This is a genomic window from Pseudomonas sp. SWI7 (assembly GCF_006351945.1).
Taxonomy (GTDB): Bacteria; Pseudomonadota; Gammaproteobacteria; order Pseudomonadales; family Pseudomonadaceae; genus Aquipseudomonas; species Aquipseudomonas fulva.
This window is the reverse complement of sequence record NZ_CP040930.1, coordinates 684,017-702,000: the sequence shown is the minus strand read 5'-3', so window position 1 is coordinate 702,000 and position 17,984 is coordinate 684,017. Positions and strand designations below refer to the sequence as shown.

The 17,984-nt window shown below is 60.5% G+C and carries 16 protein-coding genes; 9 read left to right on the top strand and 7 right to left on the bottom strand.

What is annotated here, in order from left to right:
• Positions 1–60: 60 nt before the first annotated feature.
• From FH041_RS03115 to FH041_RS03105, 3 genes are all read right to left on the bottom strand, one after another.
• On the bottom strand, positions 61–1,362 hold the full coding sequence (locus FH041_RS03115; RefSeq protein WP_140174170.1) for a hypothetical protein: 1,302 nt from the start codon (positions 1,360–1,362) through the stop codon (positions 61–63).
• A 113-nt stretch (positions 1,363–1,475) separates the two neighbouring features.
• Positions 1,476–2,783 carry a DUF2599 domain-containing protein gene (locus tag FH041_RS03110; protein WP_088523599.1) on the bottom strand — a complete coding sequence of 436 codons (1,308 nt, stop codon included), beginning with the start codon at positions 2,781–2,783 and terminating at the stop codon, positions 1,476–1,478.
• Between the two features lie 140 nt (positions 2,784–2,923).
• Positions 2,924–3,226: a hypothetical protein gene (locus FH041_RS03105; protein ID WP_023534858.1), complete on the bottom strand. Its 303-nt coding sequence runs from the start codon at positions 3,224–3,226 to the stop codon at positions 2,924–2,926.
• Between the two features lie 177 nt (positions 3,227–3,403).
• On the opposite strand from FH041_RS03105, the gene FH041_RS03100 reads away from it, so the two are divergent.
• On the top strand, positions 3,404–3,829 hold the full coding sequence (locus FH041_RS03100) for a hypothetical protein (RefSeq protein ID WP_028686568.1): 426 nt from the start codon (positions 3,404–3,406) through the stop codon (positions 3,827–3,829).
• Between the two features lie 36 nt (positions 3,830–3,865).
• Here the strand turns inward: FH041_RS03100 and FH041_RS03095 are convergent, their stop codons facing one another.
• Positions 3,866–5,308, bottom strand: a complete 1,443-nt coding sequence (locus FH041_RS03095; RefSeq protein ID WP_049695699.1) for a SulP family inorganic anion transporter — start codon at positions 5,306–5,308, stop codon at positions 3,866–3,868.
• Positions 5,309–5,393: 85 nt separating this feature from the next.
• On the bottom strand, positions 5,394–7,100 hold the full coding sequence (locus FH041_RS03090; RefSeq protein WP_140174169.1) for a S8/S53 family peptidase: 1,707 nt from the start codon (positions 7,098–7,100) through the stop codon (positions 5,394–5,396).
• Positions 7,101–7,308: 208 nt separating this feature from the next.
• Between FH041_RS03090 and FH041_RS03085 the strand changes: the two genes are divergently transcribed.
• The 3 genes from FH041_RS03085 (at position 7,309) to FH041_RS03075 (ending at position 11,365) form a co-directional block, all read left to right on the top strand.
• Positions 7,309–8,043, top strand: a complete 735-nt coding sequence (locus FH041_RS03085) for a secretin N-terminal domain-containing protein (RefSeq protein ID WP_028686571.1) — start codon at positions 7,309–7,311, stop codon at positions 8,041–8,043.
• Positions 8,044–8,527: 484 nt separating this feature from the next.
• Complete coding sequence (gene aceA, locus FH041_RS03080) at positions 8,528–9,853, top strand: isocitrate lyase (RefSeq protein ID WP_023534769.1); 1,326 nt, start codon at positions 8,528–8,530, stop codon at positions 9,851–9,853.
• Between the two features lie 240 nt (positions 9,854–10,093).
• On the top strand, positions 10,094–11,365 hold the full coding sequence (locus tag FH041_RS03075; protein ID WP_140174168.1) for a hypothetical protein: 1,272 nt from the start codon (positions 10,094–10,096) through the stop codon (positions 11,363–11,365).
• 176 nt (positions 11,366–11,541) lie between these two features.
• Here the strand turns inward: FH041_RS03075 and FH041_RS03070 are convergent, their stop codons facing one another.
• Both FH041_RS03070 and FH041_RS03065 read right to left on the bottom strand, forming a co-directional pair.
• Positions 11,542–11,805, bottom strand: a complete 264-nt coding sequence (locus tag FH041_RS03070; protein WP_140174167.1) for a DUF3077 domain-containing protein — start codon at positions 11,803–11,805, stop codon at positions 11,542–11,544.
• Positions 11,806–11,958: 153 nt separating this feature from the next.
• The gene (locus tag FH041_RS03065; RefSeq protein ID WP_140174166.1) at positions 11,959–12,201 is read right to left on the bottom strand and encodes a hypothetical protein; all 243 of its coding nucleotides are present in this window, start codon (positions 12,199–12,201) and stop codon (positions 11,959–11,961) included.
• Positions 12,202–13,101: 900 nt separating this feature from the next.
• Between FH041_RS03065 and FH041_RS03060 the strand changes: the two genes are divergently transcribed.
• The 5 genes from FH041_RS03060 (at position 13,102) to nuoF (ending at position 17,939) form a co-directional block, all read left to right on the top strand.
• Positions 13,102–13,515 (top strand): NADH-quinone oxidoreductase subunit A, encoded by a 414-nt coding sequence (locus FH041_RS03060; protein WP_008096178.1) that lies wholly within the window; start codon positions 13,102–13,104, stop codon positions 13,513–13,515.
• Between the two features lie 9 nt (positions 13,516–13,524).
• On the top strand, positions 13,525–14,202 hold the full coding sequence (locus FH041_RS03055) for an NADH-quinone oxidoreductase subunit B family protein (protein ID WP_023534774.1): 678 nt from the start codon (positions 13,525–13,527) through the stop codon (positions 14,200–14,202).
• 79 nt (positions 14,203–14,281) lie between these two features.
• The gene (gene nuoC / locus FH041_RS03050) at positions 14,282–16,063 is read left to right on the top strand and encodes an NADH-quinone oxidoreductase subunit C/D (protein ID WP_023534867.1); all 1,782 of its coding nucleotides are present in this window, start codon (positions 14,282–14,284) and stop codon (positions 16,061–16,063) included.
• A 2-nt stretch (positions 16,064–16,065) separates the two neighbouring features.
• Positions 16,066–16,563, top strand: a complete 498-nt coding sequence (gene nuoE, locus FH041_RS03045; protein WP_027916252.1) for an NADH-quinone oxidoreductase subunit NuoE — start codon at positions 16,066–16,068, stop codon at positions 16,561–16,563.
• On the top strand, positions 16,560–17,939 hold the full coding sequence (gene nuoF / locus FH041_RS03040) for an NADH-quinone oxidoreductase subunit NuoF (protein WP_023534745.1): 1,380 nt from the start codon (positions 16,560–16,562) through the stop codon (positions 17,937–17,939). The genes nuoE and nuoF overlap by 4 nt, the downstream gene beginning before the upstream one ends.
• Positions 17,940–17,984 lie beyond the last annotated feature (45 nt).

Here is a 17,984-nt window from a genome sequence, read left to right as displayed (position 1 = left end):
AGATAGCTAGTATTATCAATTCAGCTTGCGCACGAGTACGCACCGTCATGTTTTCACTGATCATTCGAAGTATTGATCTTCAGGGCGATACTCTACCAATTGCCCATTGGCCGCATAGGTATCCAGCGCCAATACAGGGAGGTATCCGCCAGCGGTATCCTGATTGAATTCTCGCTGATAGCGTCTCGCAGTATCTTTGGCTGTTGCGGTGTTCCGATAATAAAATGCCTCCAACGGAAGGTCCGCCGGCACATTGTCGGGCCAAACGTTCATCACCGCTTCGTTCCAATCGTTGGCGGAACGCAGCTTTCGGACTTCCGCCGCCAACTGAAAGCCCGCCTGGTCTGCATCAAAGGCACAAGTGCCGTTCCGGCCGCCGTTATAGCGGTTATTCCACTGTGTAGCCGTAGTGATGCCTAAGCTTCGGCAGACCCCCTGATGAGAGCAAGGATTATTTCTGCGTGACGTTGCCGCATTCTGCGGATACATACAACGCAACGTGATGGGCTGAGCTGCCGGAGCGCCCGATGCTTTCAATATATAGCCCTGGGTGTAGTTTGACGATTGAACAACCTGGGTATCGGCTGCATAGAAACTGAACGAAACAGCGTTATTGAGTTTAGAGTCAGGCGTATTATTCCAAACACGAAAGTTCCCGGGGCCGGCCCCACGCACCCATACGCCATTGCAGTTGTAACGGGCACTCCCGTCCGGGCAGGCAGGCGCCGTATCCACATATCGAGCGTTGATTCGTGCTGCTACAGCGTAACCTTCGTTTAACTGCTCAGACTGAGCAAAACCGAAGACAAGGGAGTCGCTCGGCTGGTAGCGAACAAGGGGTAACCACTCCCCCGTGGCCTGATACCAGCTCAATTGGTGTCTCTGCCCGCGCCACAACGCGCCCGGTACGCCCAAGCGGTAATACAGTGCCTGGACGGCTACTTTCGCCGGAGTCTGGGCATCCCAGTTACTCACTTCAACGGTTTCGGGCTGCGGCCGCATGCTCACATCGTAAGCCTTGTCCTGGGCCAACGCTTCGAAACGGTTCATGAGGATGAAGCCGGTATTCTCCGTAGCCGTCGCCGCCGGCAGATCGCTGCGCAGGTAGACAAACTGCTCACTGCCTCGCTGGCTGGCTGCCGAATCATGCTCCCAGAAATTGTAAGGATGGTTCTGCGCCATTGGCCTCGCCAGCACGCCGCTACAGGCATAGTCGGGTTGATTGGCAGCGCATTTTTCGGGCGTATCAGCCAGGCGCATGTTCAGTGCATCGGCAACTTCGGGACCACTCATGGCCCAGATACTGGAAGTGGACAGGCATAGCAGGGCTATACCGCAAATTTGCAGCGCTAGGCGATTCATGGGTGACTCCTGAAAAGACCGCGGCACACGTACTGCCACCACCGGTACTCTGGGCAAAGCCATGCACGGGTGGTGGCAGGGTCATTCAACCAAGGGGATATCCCGCCGGACCACTAGAGATACGGTACGGCCGGCCACACATTGCAACCCTCGGCGAGTGCTTGCTGTTGCGTGGCATCTGGGCGTATGGGCTCCATGTTGTAGACCGGCTTGTCACGTATGGCACGCCCCTGGTCGGTGCCATTCAGATGGCAGACCAGTTGCCTGCGCATGCCACCCCCGTACCGATCCCCACTCCAACGCGGGTCATCGCCATATTTTCTCAGCAACTCGGCATACATCGCTTCGGTCTCGTTCGCAGCGATGCGCCGGCCGTGCGCCGTAGGCGTGACCGCCAAAGACCATACGTCTTTCCCTAAGTGCGGGTCGTCACGCTGGATCCACTCAGCGCTTTGAATATAGGGCTTATTGGAGCTTGCCTGAATGCGACGCGGCAGGTCTCGATGTTGCGCATCGGCCTCACAGGAGAAGCGCGCCGCACTGTTGGCGGACTGCGGAAAGTCGAACCTCACCACCGGGACCCATGACCCGGTGTGCTGATAATAATCAAACTGGTTCTTCATGGCTTGCTTGCGACCGGCATCAAGACTATAGAAAAAGGCCGCCACCGGAACTTTATCCTTATCCCAAGTCGCCACGCGCAACTCCGTTTGAGTCTCCAACGCATCAGACGTATTGGCGATCGCCTGGCGGGCACTGATAAAGTCCTTGAACGCCTCAGTGCGTTGCGCACGGCCAAGGCTTCTTTTCAAACTGAAACCACATAGTCTTTGGTGGCGGTTGGTGCCAGCGAATGCCTGCAAACCGTTATAATGACCGACCCATCCTGTTGCGTCGGTAATCCCGAGTGCCTGACAACTGTTCTCCACTTCAGCGGTGTTGGCATTATCCAAACAGCCACGTTCTTGGCGGAAGTCGGTCCAGGCGTCGAGTGGAAACGCACAGACGACGTTCAGCTTTTTATCAGCATCGTTCACGAACTGACGAGGCGTGATGATGTAGCCGTTGTTCGCCGCCATGCCAGGATCTCGATAAGCGATTTGGTCGGCACGCATCCAGGAGACCGAAACGCCACCCGAAGCTACCGACGCCGGGCTAGGGTTCCAGACATAATATTTAAGAGGGTCGTTCGGTGTGGGGATCTTTTCCGGATTGCCAACTTTTTCATCCCAACGATGCGTGGCCCTTAACATCACCCCACTGCAGTCGACGGCCGGATCCAAGCCACAATCGGAACGCGTATCGGAATACCAACTTTCAATCTGCTTGACGACACCTTCACACGTGGCGGCGTCTGCTATCCCAGTAAAAGTCGACAGTGGAATCAAAACACAGGCGACTCTCGCCTTCATCCTGATCATCGCGGCATCCTCTTGTCGGATATATTTCCGACTTCGATGCTAAGGATGCCCACGGGTAGCAACAACTAGCAGAAATACTAGTTTTTAACTTACTCGATCTATGGAAGTTGCAGTGAATTTTTATCGCCGTGCTGCAGTACTTACAGCCCAAGCTCTTCGGGTGTCAGCATATCGGACTCGAAGGCAATCCAGCCGCCTTCGAGCTCGGCGTGGCCGTTGACGATCGGGCCATAGTAGGTCAGGCCGTTTTCCAGGGTCACGCAGATGTGCGTGGCGTTCTTTTCCGGCGCGGCCAGCGTACCGACGAAATGCACCTTCTTGAGGGTCTCGGTCACCGCCTCCAGGCCCACGCGCATGCTGGCGTTTTCCGAGGCTTCGATGTCGCCGCCTCGGTCTTCGGCGCTGATGGTGATGGTGGCGATGTACGGGTACTGGTTGCTCAAGCGGGTCTACCTCGAAACGTGGGTGGGCATAGGGGCGCGTAGAGTACGGCAGCCGTCACGCCTTGTCTCTAGCGTTCGCCTGCTGAGCCCGCACGGGACAGGCCAACACAGGTGATCTGCTCGCCATGATCTGTTAGGGTGCCGGCCGATACACGCCCTAGCATACGAGGATCCCGAGTGAGCGCCGAAGAACCCCTGATCGCCGACCTGTTCGACGTCGACAAACGCCTGTCCCTCAAGCCGGTCGTGGATTTCAACAGCTACCTGCGCAATGCGTTTGGCGAGGGACCCTGCCGCTGCCACCGTTGCCTTGAAGGCGCCGACCAGACGGCCTACGCCCTGGCGCACACGTTTTCGTTCGACGGCCGGCAATGGCATCGCCGCTTCGCCAGTACCGCCGCCAGCGACATGGCCCAAGTTCTGAAAAAGGCTTGGCTGTCCTACACCAAGGCTGATCTGACGCTGTCCGGCATGCTCGACCTGAGCACCGTACAGACCTTTACCGATGCAGCGCTGCACCCGCGCCTGCTCGCCCTGCTGCCCGCCAGCGGGCTGGCCCGTGAAGCCGACGGACAGTGGCACCTGCAGGCCCCGACCGACTGAGACCCTGGCCTGCGGTACCCTCGGCGGGCCGGCGCTTCAGTGCTGTTCGCCGGCCCGCTTGAGCAGCTTCTTGCAACGCTCGGACAAATGCACCACCCGCAGGTGCTTGCCGGCTTTGGCATAGCGCTCGCGCAAGGTTTTCAACGCGGCAATGGCCGAATAGTCCACAAAGCTCAAGTGCTGGCAGTCCAAGGTCACCTCGGCCGGATCATTGGCCGGGTCGAACTGGTTCAGGAACGGCGCGGTCGAGGCAAAGAACAACGTGCCGTGCACCTGATAACGCTTGTGCCCGTGCTCGTCTTCATGACTGTCGGCGTACAGTTCGCGCGCATGTTGCCAGGCAAAGTTCACCGCCGCGATCACGATGCCGAACAGCACGGCCATGGCCAAGTCGGTGAAGACCGTCACCACGGTGACGGCGATGATCGCCAGCATGTCGTTCACCGGCACCTTGTGCAGCACCCGCAGCGACGCCCAGGCGAACGTCTGTTGCGCTACCACGAACATCACACCCACCAGAGCCGCCAAGGGGATACGCTCGATCAACGGCGAAAGGAACAGCACGAACAACAGGATCATCACCCCGGCCATCACCCCGGACAGCCGCCCTCGCCCGCCGGAACTGAGATTGATCACCGTCTGGCCGATCATGGCGCATCCGCCCATGCCGCCACACAATCCCGACACCATGTTGGCCGCCCCGAGCGCCACGCACTCGCGGTCCGGAAAACCGCGGCTTTCGGTGATCTCGTCCGTCAGGTTGAGGGTGAGCAGCGTTTCGAGCAGGCCCACCATGGCCATCAACACGGCGTAAGGGGCGATGATCTGCAGCGTTTCAAGGGTCCAGGGCACCGCCGGCCAAGCCAGCTGCGGAAGGCCACCGGCAATGTGGGCCATGTCACCCAGGGTGCGCGTCGGCAGGTCGAACAGGTACACCAACAGACCTACGCCTAGGATCGCAACCAGCGCCGGTGGCACAGCGCGGGTGAGCCTGGGCAGGATGTAGACCACCGCCATCGTCAACGCCACCAGGCCGACCATCAAGTACAAGGGCGCGCCGTCGAGCCAGCGCTCGCCTTGCTTGAAATGCTCCAGCTGGGCCATGGCAATGACGATCGCCAGGCCGTTGACGAAGCCGAGCATTACCGGGTACGGCACCAGCCTGACCAGTTTGCCCAGGCGCAGCACGCCGAACAGGATCATCACCACGCCCCCGAGCAACACCGTGGCCAGCAGGTATTGCGCGCCGTGCTGCACCACCAGCGCGACGATCACGACGGCCATCGAGCCCGCGGCACCGGAAATCATCCCAGGCCGACCGCCAAACAGCGCGGTCAGCGTGCAAATGACGAATGCGCCATAAAGGCCCATCAATGGATTGAGGTGTGCCACCAGGGCGAAGGCAATGCATTCGGGCACAAGAGCAAACGAGGTGGTCAAGCCGGCCAGCAGGTCGGCGCGTAGGCGAGCGGGTTTCATGGGTTTCCTGGGTGACGGTCCAGAACGGACGGAGCGCGAAGGTAAAGGCGCGATGTTACGGAATTTGTCAGGCAGGAGCCACCGATCAGCGCACCCGATCGCGACTCTGCACCGCCAAATCCAGGGCACGCTGCATGTCCAGCCGTGCAGACCGCCCAAGGTCCGGATCATCCAGGCGCCCGCCTCGCTCCGACGGCAAGATGGGGGCAGTCAGGTCCTCGGCATCCATCGCCTCGAAATCCTGCTGCTCGCCAAGGGTCAGCGCACTACGCCGTAGCAACATGCGCACCTGCGCTGGGGTCAGCGCCGGATTGATCGCCAGCATCGCGGCCACGGTGGCCGCCACTAAAGGCGTGGCATAGGACGTGCCGCAATGGGGCTTTGCGCCGGAGGGCCGCAGGCATGCAGCGGCACTGACATCCACGCGGCTGTCGATGTTGGAGCTGTGGCGCTTGCGCACATGGCGCGGGTCATTGACCGGGACAGCGTGTTCACTGCGCTGATGGCCGCCCACCACGAGCAACTGTTCGGTGACGAATGACGACGGTAGCCGATATTCGTCCGTGCCCGACCACGAAGCCCCATTACCCGCCGAATTCACCACGATGACATCCGGATGCTTGGCCCGCAGCCACAGGAAGAACTCCTCGAGCAGCTCCTCGTAACCGCTCATGGCCAGCCCGGAACGGACCAGCGAATCGACCTCATCCCCTTTGATGTTACGCGCACCTACTCGGTGGATGCCCCAACTCCAATTCAGCACCCGCACACCGTCCTGCACCAGGTTGACCGATGCAGCGATATTGGCCGTGATACCGGCATCGGAATTACGGTCGACGATCACATCGAACCCCGGGCTGGCCTTGCCCAGGCCAGCGAGAAACCCCTCGTCCTGGGCGGCGAAGATGCCCGTCACATGGGTGCCATGGCTAGCAGGCTCGCTGCCGTCCCTGGCATACACGCATGCCTGCCCGTGCTGGCAGGCGCCGCGATAACCCTTGAAGCCAGGCGCATCGAAGTCCACACCCCTTTCGATCACCCCCACGCGCACAGGCTGGACGGGAATTCTGGATGCAGGGATGCGGCGCTGATAGTAGTACAGGGCGTCCATGAAGCGGTTGGCGGCCCATTCGTCCGCCTGGGTGATGGCCGGTTCGGCGCGCCCGTCCCCCTCCTCGCCCCGCTCGGGAGCCGACTCTTCAACGATCACCGCATCGACACTGACCTCCGTGCCCATGCGCAGGATCATGGCGTCCCGTTGCACCAGATCGTGCACCGGCAAGCGCAATTGGTAGACGTTCAGTGGCGCTATGGCACCCACCACCTGCGCCCCGTACTTGTCGGCAATGCGCCGCGCCTCCTGCAGACCGTCGTATCTTTCCTCTATCAGCACACTGACCAGATTCAGGTAGGTGGTCAGGCCGTCCATGTTCTTGGCCACTTCATCGGGGCCTGCGGCGACCACATGGCTGCGCTGACGGGTCAACCACACAGGGTTGCTGGCCTGCCCGTCGACCTCCAGCCACAACGGCGCACTTGGCCCAGACGGGTGTTCAAGGGTCAGCGTGAGCGTGTCCCCCTGGCGCTCCAACGCTCCAGCAGGTACCGCCACACCCCCAACCTTGAGTGTTGGCGCCTGTCCACCCAGGCCGGTCACGCGCAGGCACCACTGCTGGCGCTCGGCACTCAGTCGATCACCGCAGCGTTGCAGTTGCTGGATGCGCAGCGTATCAGGCGCCGCCTGCAGACCGGCGCTCCACAAGCACGCCCATACGATGAACCAGCGTTTCATGACAGTCGTCCTCGGATAACCTGTGATTGCGACCCACGGCCCCTGCCAAGGTTCAGCCGTTACCCTGCCCTTCAAGACCCTCCTTGTGGAGGCCGAGCCACAGGTGGGCACTACTGAGGGCCCAGGCATCAATTGCTGCGAAATGGCTCAGGAAGTTCGGGTGCTGCCGATGCAGCGATTACACTCACCTTTTACGGAGACCCTGCCCATGTCCACACGCCCGCTTTTCATCTCGCTGGCACTGCTGGTCAGCCTGACCGCACAAGCCCAAACTGAGGTCGTGCCACTGCAGCACCGCAGCAGCGCCGAGTTGCTGCCGCCCGCGCAAGCCTTCATCGGCCAGGACGGTACTGTCAGCGCCTTCGAGAACAAACTCATCGTCAATGCCAGCCCGCAACGCATTGGCGAACTGCGTGAGCTACTCAAGCAACTGGACACCGCCGCCAAACGCTTGCTGATCAGCGTCGATACCAGCGACAGCCAATTTCAGGATACGCGCGGCAACGCGAAGATCATCCGCCGCGGCACCTCCAACCGCGACGGCGGCGTGCAGCAGATCCAGGCCAGTGAAGGTCAGCCAGCGCTGGTTCAGGTCGGCCAGAGCATCCCCGTAACCAGCTCCAGTACCGATGGATATGGGCGGGTGCAGAGCGATACCCAATACCGCAATGTAACCCAAGGCTTTTACGTAACACCGACGCTCACTGGAGACACCGTTCGCCTGCAGATCAGCACTAATAATGATCGCATCAGCCGCGAACGTGCAGATGTAGTGGATGTTCAAAGCACCGACACAACCCTCACCGGCAAGGTGGGTGAGTGGATCGATATGGCCGGGTATAACCAGCAGAGCCAGGCCGGCTTTAGTACCGGAAGCCATACTTACAGCACTGAACGGGGAAAAAACATGACAGTGCGGGTAAAAGTCGATGTTTTGGACTGATCCGAGACAGTCTGCGGCCTCGACCAAAGGCCTCTGAACTGACTGATGAGTCGTATTAGACCAAAGATGTAGCAGACCTAAAAAAGCACTACAAAACGTTTGACAGGCACTTTTTAGCGAGGGCATGATGGCCTCGCTCCCGCTAATCAGGGGCCCTGGCAAGGGCCTTGGGGCGCCCTCCGTCACCATGGAGGCGCCCCGTGTCCGTACAGCCCATAAGGCCGTTCGACGAGGTTGCGACTGCACCGAGCAAGTGGTTTCGAGGGACTCAAGTGCGTCACCGCCGTCACAGCATTCGTGTAGCACCGCAGCGAGGCATCCACGAGCCGACCTGCAGGGGCACTGATGCACATGACTGCCCGCCTTGCACCTCATCCTTGCCCGCTGCCGCCGTACCCGCTTGAACAGGACTGCCGCCAGCGCCCTGATCTGCCCCGAGCATCCGCACAACTAATCCAAGATCGATGCGACGAGGTTTACTTCCATGGCACTGACACGCGAACAGCAAATTGCAGCCCTTGAGAAAGACTGGGCCGAAAACCCGCGCTGGAAAGGCGTGACCCGTACCTACACCGCCGCCGATGTCGTTCGCCTGCGTGGCTCCCTGCAGCCGGAGCATACCCTGGCCCGCCTGGGTGCTGAAAAGCTGTGGAAACTGGTCACTCAAGGTGCACATCCATCGTTCCGCCCGGAAAAAGACTTCGTCAATTGCATGGGCGCCCTCACCGGTGGCCAGGCCGTGCAACAGGTCAAGGCAGGCATCCAGGCCATCTACCTGTCGGGCTGGCAGGTAGCTGCCGACAACAACTCTGCCGAGTCCATGTACCCCGACCAGTCGCTGTACCCTGTCGACTCGGTGCCGACGGTGGTCAAGCGCATCAACAACTCCTTCCGCCGCGCCGACCAGATCCAGTGGAAGGCAGGCAAGAACCCTGGTGATGAAGGCTACATCGACTACTTCGCGCCTATCGTGGCTGACGCAGAAGCAGGCTTTGGCGGCGTGCTCAATGCCTACGAGCTGATGAAGAACATGATCGAAGCGGGCGCGGCTGGCGTGCACTTCGAAGACCAGCTGGCCTCGGTGAAAAAGTGCGGCCACATGGGCGGCAAAGTTTTGGTACCTACCCAGGAAGCCGTGCAAAAACTGGTCGCCGCGCGCCTGGCAGCCGATGTTTCGGGCGTGCCGACCATCATTCTGGCCCGTACCGACGCCAACGCCGCCGACCTGCTGACCAGTGACTGCGACCCATACGATCAGCCGTTCGTGATCGGCGAGCGCACCCGTGAAGGCTTCTACAAAGTACGCGCCGGCCTCGACCAGGCCATCGCCCGCGGCCTGGCTTACGCCCCCTACGCCGACCTGATCTGGTGCGAAACCGCCAAGCCGGACCTGGACGAAGCCCGCCGCTTCGCCGAAGCGATCAAGAAGGAGTACCCGGACCAGATCCTCTCGTACAACTGCTCGCCTTCCTTCAACTGGAAGAAGAACCTGGACGATGCCACCATCGCCAAATTCCAGCGCGAGCTGTCGGCCATGGGCTACAAGCACCAGTTCATCACCCTGGCCGGCATCCACAACATGTGGCATGGCATGTTCAACCTGGCGCACGACTACGCCCGCAACGACATGACCGCCTACGTCAAGCTGCAAGAGCAGGAGTTCGCCGACGCCAGCAAGGGCTACACCTTCGTGGCGCATCAGCAGGAAGTGGGTACGGGCTACTTCGATGACATGACCACTGTGATTCAGGGTGGGGCTTCGTCGGTGACCGCACTGACCGGTTCGACTGAGGAAGAGCAGTTCCACTAACCAGTGGGTTGCGGTTGAACGAAGGCCCGGAGCTTGTGAAGGCACCGGGCCTTCGTTTTGCTGAAGTTGGCCAGATCAAGCCACACCAAACCTGCACGCGGTCCGGGGTTTCTTGGCAAAGAACAAGGGGCTTCGCAAAGCGCGATGAGTTTTTCTGCAATCGACGCCTAGCAGTATTACCAGTTTTTTGCAGCAGCCTCTTCTGTAAACCTTGCGACTGGCCCAATCAGGAGTCGCATCATGCCAACGATTTCCAAAGCCGGTGAGCTGGACCCTACGTTTGCTTCAAGAGGCCGCTTTTGGCACAACCACTACAACCACGCTGGCCCAATGGCCTTGCTCGTATCAACCGGACACATCCTCCTGTCCTCGGCCCACAGGGCTGAGCAATACATCAAACTGCTACGGCTAGGAGCTGGCGGAGCGCCTGACCGAGAGTTTGGAACCGACGGGGTCGCCACCGTTGAATACACCGGTGCCTTACGGGTCTATCTGTCCACGATCGTTACGGACGAAACCGAGGGAATCTATGTGGTAGGTGACTACAACGATGCCCCGAATTCGTTTTGTCCCGTCGTCTTTCACGTGCTCCCAGATGGTAAGCCCGACACGCAATTTGGCGAAAATGGACAGGCCTACCGTGTTTATCGGTCGATCAGCTCCATGCGCCAGGAGCGGCCAATCAAGTCAACCCCCGCCTCCAAGCACCGCAGTTCCAATGTCCAGCAAAGCGCCAGCGGCAGTATTCGGGACGGCGTCCTCTACTTTCATTCGCGCGATCATATTGTTGCCATTTCGCTGAACGGGGATTTGGCTACCGAGTTCAATGGCACCGGCTTCTGGCGCGCTGAACACCAGGGGCAGCCCGTGCTACTGGGCACGATAGCGGTAAATGAACAAGGTATTTATGCCGCGCACGCGCCTATGCCTACCGAGGATTACCACAGCCACGTCATCGTGACCCGCCTTGATAACCGAGCCAACGTTGACGAGACGTTTGCCGCGCGCGGCCATTTGCAGTTGAGCACGCCCGGGCACACGCTGCTTGCAGCGCGTCTTGAACAGTCCACCTCCAACACTGACTTCGTGCTGGCGTGCCGGACCGACATCAATACCTATGATGAAGGTTCCGCGCTCATGTCTTTCAAATGCGACGGTACGCCCAACACCCATTTCAATGCAGGGCAACCTGTCATTATTCAAAAGAACCCATTGGTCATGGCTTCCGCGCTGGACCTGGCCTTCGATGGGCAACCAGGCGATCACGAAAAAATTTACCTGAGCGTGCTGTATGAAGACGAAGCAGCACGCGACCCATTTGCCCTGTTGCGCTTCAACGGTGATGGCACCCTGGACGCTGATTTCGGTACTGCAGGCTGGGCATTTGTCGGGGAGAGCGGGACGGCCCTGGAGGTCAGCTGTCAAAGCAATGGCCAGCCGCTTGTCGCCTGTAACCTGAAGCTTGCAACAGATCCTCGTACCGGCATCTATCTGGTACGCCTGACGCAGTAGCCGGTCGGAGGCCATCGGTGATAAAGATGTAGCAGTCAAGGACGGGGCCAACGCTTCATGGCTTGTGGGCCTTCACCTGAGTGCACTGACCTACCACTGGTACGCCTGCCCTGTAGCAGCGGCCTTGCGCGGCGCCAGACCACGCAAGTCGCTAGGCCAGGCCATCTGGCCGAAAATCACTGCGCCATGCCCAGCTCGGCGTCGTCCATCAAAGCTTTGGCCATGGCGCTGAGGTAGTGGGCCGCCCAGATCATCATCGGCCTCTCTTCCGTCAGGCCGATGATGGTCAATTCGCGAACGTAACCCATCAACTCCGACGACTGCTCGCGAGCATCCCGACACGGTATGCCGGGCTCGATGCGAAACAACGCGTGGGTGCCGTTTTCGCCTTGGCAAAAGGTGGTTTGACCGACGGTGAATTGGGTCTCTTCTATGGTCATTTTCAACTCCCCTGGAAATTTCCGATTGCATGCCCGGCCCCTGACGCAGCCAGATCCGCTCCCACCGTTGATGTGGAACCTTGCGAGCTGCGGTGATCGGGAAGGCGTGGGCGTACCCGCCAAAGGCCGGCTGTAGCTGCACATCGATCAGCTTCAATGCAAAGGCTTGGCACTCGCCGGGATCTGCACCTGGATCAAGGCCGACTCAAGCAAAGCTCGAAGCGCTTCGAGTTCATGCATCGTGGTCATCATCAGGATCGATGCCGGGGACCTGGGCTGTAGGAGCAAGACCTGATGCACCACGGTAGCTGCGCAGAGTGCGTGGTCGGTGGCCTGGGTCAGGGTGTCTTCGAGGGAATGGGAGTTGCGGGGTGGATCGGGGACTATCTTCAACATAGCTATTTACCTTCTAGGGCTGGCCACCCACCTGCTGTCAAACAGAAGGGCGGCAGCTGTGCGTGGGTTGACAGACCGGCGGAAATAGCTAAGTTCCGGCGCACGCAAGCGTGCCCGCACGCACAGCCACCATATAGGAAAGCCGCGCACTATTTACCGTCACAGCCTGTCAAAGCTGTGTCGTTGATGAGCAACGACAGGCCGAGACTAGAGCGCCACCCGGGCAGCCGCAACGGAAAACAGGCGGCAAGAGTATGTTTGGGAAATGCCCTACAGGGAAGGGGTTAAATCCGACATTCCAGTGACCTTGCGCCCAACTGCACCTGGCGCCTAGCCACCTCCTTTGCGTAGACGGTGTCGCAGAAAGCGCGCGCCGCCCACCTAGCGCCTGCCCCAAGGTCAGGGCAATCAGAGCACCCTGGTCTATGCTACAGACCACAGCGGCACATGACCCAACCACCGCGCTCACGCTTTAGTATTGATCCAGAGCGGTACCCAGCGTGTCGAAAACTGCTAGAACACGCGCTTTTCGAATTTGCAAGCACAGGAAATCTGCAGATGAACTTTACACGGCGCAGAACGGACCAACTAAGAAGCGCAGCGCTAAATGATATTAATTATCATTACTCAATTCGTAATTCGTTACCACTCGCAAGAAACATAATTAACAAAAGCGCGCGCAATGCCCGAATCTCAAGGCTTTCAGCCAGTTACAAGCCGAATGTGTTGTTGACCCTGCGAATAAATTTGCTACGGAAATTTTACTTGCACCGGGTTTACCCATAAAATCAGCAGGATTGATTCAGCTGCGACATTTGGTCACTGCAAGTGCGACACCACGTCGCCGCTCTACACTTATTTCAGACTGCAGAGCTGGGTCTCTGTATAAGGATTTGAAGCATGTCCGATTCGGCAGGACTCATCGCCCACAACTGGGGCTTTGCCATTTTCCTTCTGGGTGTCGTCGGCCTGTGTGCCTTCATGCTCGGCCTGTCCAGCCTGCTCGGCAGCAAGGCTTGGGGTCGCGCCAAGAACGAACCCTTCGAATCCGGCATGCTGCCCACCGGCAGCGCTCGCCTGCGCCTGTCGGCAAAATTCTATCTGGTCGCGATGCTCTTCGTGATCTTCGATATTGAAGCCCTCTTTCTCTTTGCATGGTCTGTGTCCGTCCGCGAAAGCGGCTGGACCGGGTTCGTCGAAGCACTCGTTTTCATAGCAATTCTGTTGGCAGGTCTTGTCTACCTATGGCGCGTCGGGGCCCTTGACTGGGCTCCCGAAGGTCGCCGCAAGCGGCAAGCGAAGCTGAAACAATGAGGCTTTGGCATGCAATACAATCTCACCAGAATCGATCCGGACGCACCCAACGAGCAATACCCGGTCGGTGAACGGGAAACCGTCACCGATCAACTGCTCGAAGACCAGGTCCACAAGAACATCTTCATGGGCAAGCTCGAAGATGTGCTGCGTGGCGCCGTCAACTGGGGCCGCAAGAACTCCCTGTGGCCGTACAACTTCGGCCTGTCCTGCTGCTACGTGGAAATGACCACGGCCTTCACGGCACCCCACGACATCGCCCGCTTCGGCGCCGAAGTCATCCGGGCCTCGCCGCGCCAGGCCGACTTCATGGTCATTGCCGGTACCTGCTTCATCAAGATGGCGCCGATCATCCAGCGTCTCTACGAGCAGATGCTCGAGCCCAAATGGGTCATTTCCATGGGTTCGTGCGCCAACTCCGGCGGCATGTACGACATCTACTCGGTCGTTCAAGGGGTCGACAAGTTCCTCCCCGTGGACGTCTACGTGCCCGGCTGTCCGCCACGCCCTGAGGCTTTCCTGCAAGGCTTGATGCTGCTGCAGGAGTCGATCGGCCAAGAGCGACGTCCGCTTTCCTGGGTCGTGGGCGATCAAGGCATTTACCGTGCCGAGATGCCCGCCCAGAAGGAGCTGCGTCGTGAACAGCGCATTGCCGTCACCAACCTGCGCAGCCCCGACGAAGTCTGATCCAGCGACCTGCCGCCGGCGCCCGAGGGTGCCGGCGGCCTGGCTTCATTCTTAACGTTGACCCAAAGCGACCGAGACCATGACAGCGGACAACGCTATTTACATTCCGCCCTACAAGGCAAACGACCAAGATGTGGTCGTCGAATTGCACAACCGTTTTGGCGCCGAAGCATTCGTCGCCCAGGAAACCCGCACCGGCATGCCCGTGCTGTGGGTCAAGCGCGCCCAGCTCAAGGAAGTGCTGAGCTTCCTGCGCGGTGTGGCCAAGCCCTACAGCATGCTGTACGACCTGCACGGCGTCGACGAGCGCCTGCGCACCCAGCGCCGCGGCCTGCCTGCCGCCGACTTCAGCGTGTTCTACCACCTGCTGTCGATCGAGCGTAACAGCGATGTGATGATCAAGGTCTCGCTCAGCGAAGGCGACCTGAACCTGCCGTCGGTGACCAGCATCTGGCCCAACGCCAACTGGTACGAGCGTGAAGTGTGGGACATGTTCGGCATCGATTTCGCTGGCCACCCGCACCTGAGCCGCATCATGATGCCGCCGACCTGGGAAGGTCACCCGCTGCGCAAGGACTATCCGGCCCGCGCCACCGAGTTCGATCCCTACAGCCTGACCCTGGCCAAGCAGCAGCTTGAGGAAGAGTCGGCGCGCTTCAACCCCGAAGCCTGGGGCATGAAGCGCCAGGGCGCCAACGAGGACTACATGTTCCTCAACCTTGGCCCCAACCACCCGTCTGCCCACGGTGCCTTCCGTATCGTCCTGCAACTCGACGGTGAAGAAATCGTCGACTGCGTACCGGACATCGGCTACCACCACCGTGGTGCCGAGAAAATGGCCGAACGTCAGTCCTGGCACAGCTTCATTCCTTACACCGACCGTATCGACTACCTCGGCGGTGTGATGAACAACCTGCCGTACGTTCTGGCGGTGGAAAAGCTGGCCGGCATCCAGGTGCCGCAAAAGGTCGACGTGATTCGCATCATGCTCGCCGAATTCTTCCGTATCACCAGCCACTTGCTGTTCCTGGGCACCTACATCCAGGACGTGGGCGCCATGACCCCGGTGTTCTTCACCTTCACCGACCGCCAGCGCGCGTACACGGTGATCGAGGCGATCACCGGTTTCCGTCTGCACCCGGCCTGGTACCGTATCGGTGGCGTCGCCCACGACCTGCCGCGTGGCTGGGACAAACTGGTCAAGGATTTCGTCGAGTGGCTGCCCAAGCGCCTGGACGAATACACCAAGGCCGCGCTGCAGAACAGCATCCTCAAGGGCCGTACCATTGGCGTGGCCGCCTACAACACGCAAGAGGCACTGGCCTGGGGCACCACCGGTGCCGGCCTGCGCTCCACCGGTTGCGACTTCGACCTGCGCAAGGCCCGCCCCTACTCCGGCTACGAAAACTTCGAATTCGAAGTACCACTGGCCCACAACGGCGATGCCTACGATCGCTGCATGGTCCGCGTCGAGGAGATGCGCCAGAGTATCCGCATCATCGACCAGTGCCTGCGCAACATGCCCGAAGGCCCGTACAAGGCGGACCATCCGCTGACCACGCCGCCACCCAAAGAGCGCACCCTGCAGCACATCGAGACCCTGATCACCCACTTCCTGCAAGTGTCGTGGGGCCCGGTCATGCCGGCCAACGAGTCGTTCCAGATGATCGAGGCGACCAAGGGCATCAACAGTTACTACCTGACGAGCGACGGCGGCACCATGAGCTACCGCACCCGGATCCGCACCCCGAGCTACCCGCACCTGCAGCAGATCCCCTCGGTGATCAAAGGCAGCATGGTCGCCGACCTCATTGCGTACCTGGGCAGTATCGACTTCGTTATGGCTGACGTGGACCGCTAAGCATGAACAGCACGCTTATCCAGACAGACCGTTTCGCCCTGAGCGAAACCGAACGCTCGGCCATCGAGCATGAAATGCACCACTACGAGGACCCGCGTGCGGCGTCCATCGAAGCCCTGAAGATCGTGCAGAAAGCCCGTGGCTGGGTGCCGGACGGCGCCATCCACGCCATCGGCGAGGTGCTGGGCATCCCGGCCAGCGACGTCGAAGGCGTCGCCACCTTCTACAGCCAGATCTTCCGCCAGCCGGTGGGCCGCCACATTATCCGCGTGTGCGACAGCATGGTGTGCTACATCGGCGGCCACGAGTCGGTGGTCAGCCAGATCCAGAGCGAGCTGGGCATCGGCCTGGGTCAAACGACTGCCGATGGCCGCTTCACCCTGCTGCCGGTCTGCTGCCTTGGCAACTGCGACAAGGCCCCGGCGCTGATGATCGACGACGACACCTTTGGCGACGTGCAGCCTGCTGGCGTCTCCAAGCTGCTGGAGGGTTACGCATGACCATCACTTCCTTCGGCCCGGCCAACCGCATCGCGCGCTCGGCTGAAACCCATCCGCTGACCTGGCGCCTGCGTGAAGACGGCGAGCCGGTCTGGCTGGCCGAGTACGAATCGAAGAACGGCTACGCCGCTGCCCGCAAGGCGCTGGCGCAGATGTCGGCTGACGAGATCGTGCAAAGCGTCAAGGACTCCGGCCTCAAGGGCCGTGGTGGCGCGGGCTTCCCCACCGGGGTGAAGTGGGGCCTGATGCCCAAGGATGAGTCCATGAACATCCGTTACCTGTTGTGTAACGCCGATGAAATGGAGCCCAACACCTGGAAGGACCGCATGCTGATGGAGCAACAGCCCCATCTGCTGATCGAAGGCATGCTGATCAGCGCCCGCGCGCTGAAGGCCTACCGCGGCTACATCTTCTTGCGCGGCGAATACACCACGGCGGCAAAAAACCTCAACCGTGCCATCGATGAAGCCAAGGCCGCTGGCCTGCTGGGCAAGAACGTCCTGGGCAGCGGCTTCGATTTCGAGCTGTTCGTGCACACCGGTGCAGGCCGCTATATCTGCGGTGAAGAAACCGCGCTGATCAACTCGCTCGAAGGTCGCCGCGCCAACCCACGCTCCAAGCCGCCCTTCCCTGCCGCCGTGGGCGTGTGGGGCAAGCCGACCTGCGTGAACAACGTCGAGACCCTGTGCAACGTGCCGGCCATCGTCGCCAATGGCAACGACTGGTACAAGTCGCTGGCCCGCGAAGGCAGCGAAGACCATGGCACCAAGCTGATGGGCTTCTCCGGCAAGGTCAAGAACCCAGGCCTGTGGGAGCTGCCGTTTGGCGTCACCGCACGCGAACTGTTCGAGGACTACGCGGGCGGCATGCGCGACGGCTTCCGGCTCAAGTGCTGGCAGCCCGGCGGGGCCGGCACCGGTTTCCTGCTGCCCGAGCACCTGGACGCGCAAATGTACGCGGGCGGTATCGCCAAAGTCGGCACCCGCATGGGGACCGGCCTTGCCATGGCGGTGGACGACAGTGTCAGCATGGTCTCGCTGCTGCGCAACATGGAGGAGTTCTTCGCCCGTGAGTCGTGCGGCTGGTGCACACCGTGCCGTGACGGCCTGCCCTGGAGCGTGAAGATGCTGCGCGCCCTGGAGAACCGCCAGGGCCGCGCCGAAGACATCGAGACCCTGCTGGGGCTGGTCAACTTCCTCGGCCCAGGCCGTACCTTCTGCGCCCACGCACCCGGTGCGGTGGAGCCGCTTGGCAGTGCCATCAAGTACTTCCGCTCGGAGTTCGAGGCCGGTGTCGCACCGGTTGTCGCTGGCGAGGCGTTGCGCCCTGACCTGGCAAGACCGCTTCAGGCCGGGCCGACCGTAGTCGGCGCATAACACGATGTTCCTGCGGGTGGTCCGTGCCACTCGCCAGCTTGCCGA

What these genes read in the sequence shown, in the direction of transcription:
- nuoE (WP_027916252.1), top strand. Translation starts at nt 16,066, where the DNA reads ATGAACAGCACGCTTATCCAGACAGACCGTTTCGCCCTGAGCGAAACC.
- FH041_RS03065 (WP_140174166.1), bottom strand. Translation starts at nt 12,201, where the DNA reads ATGTTGAAGATAGTCCCCGATCCACCCCGCAACTCCCATTCCCTCGAA.
- FH041_RS03095 (WP_049695699.1), bottom strand. Translation starts at nt 5,308, where the DNA reads ATGAAACCCGCTCGCCTACGCGCCGACCTGCTGGCCGGCTTGACCACC.
- FH041_RS03070 (WP_140174167.1), bottom strand. Translation starts at nt 11,805, where the DNA reads ATGACCATAGAAGAGACCCAATTCACCGTCGGTCAAACCACCTTTTGC.
- aceA (WP_023534769.1), top strand. Translation starts at nt 8,528, where the DNA reads ATGGCACTGACACGCGAACAGCAAATTGCAGCCCTTGAGAAAGACTGG.
- FH041_RS03075 (WP_140174168.1), top strand. Translation starts at nt 10,094, where the DNA reads ATGCCAACGATTTCCAAAGCCGGTGAGCTGGACCCTACGTTTGCTTCA.
- FH041_RS03115 (WP_140174170.1), bottom strand. Translation starts at nt 1,362, where the DNA reads ATGAATCGCCTAGCGCTGCAAATTTGCGGTATAGCCCTGCTATGCCTG.
- FH041_RS03060 (WP_008096178.1), top strand. Translation starts at nt 13,102, where the DNA reads ATGTCCGATTCGGCAGGACTCATCGCCCACAACTGGGGCTTTGCCATT.
- FH041_RS03055 (WP_023534774.1), top strand. Translation starts at nt 13,525, where the DNA reads ATGCAATACAATCTCACCAGAATCGATCCGGACGCACCCAACGAGCAA.
- FH041_RS03090 (WP_140174169.1), bottom strand. Translation starts at nt 7,100, where the DNA reads ATGAAACGCTGGTTCATCGTATGGGCGTGCTTGTGGAGCGCCGGTCTG.
- nuoF (WP_023534745.1), top strand. Translation starts at nt 16,560, where the DNA reads ATGACCATCACTTCCTTCGGCCCGGCCAACCGCATCGCGCGCTCGGCT.
- FH041_RS03085 (WP_028686571.1), top strand. Translation starts at nt 7,309, where the DNA reads ATGTCCACACGCCCGCTTTTCATCTCGCTGGCACTGCTGGTCAGCCTG.
- FH041_RS03110 (WP_088523599.1), bottom strand. Translation starts at nt 2,783, where the DNA reads ATGATCAGGATGAAGGCGAGAGTCGCCTGTGTTTTGATTCCACTGTCG.
- nuoC (WP_023534867.1), top strand. Translation starts at nt 14,282, where the DNA reads ATGACAGCGGACAACGCTATTTACATTCCGCCCTACAAGGCAAACGAC.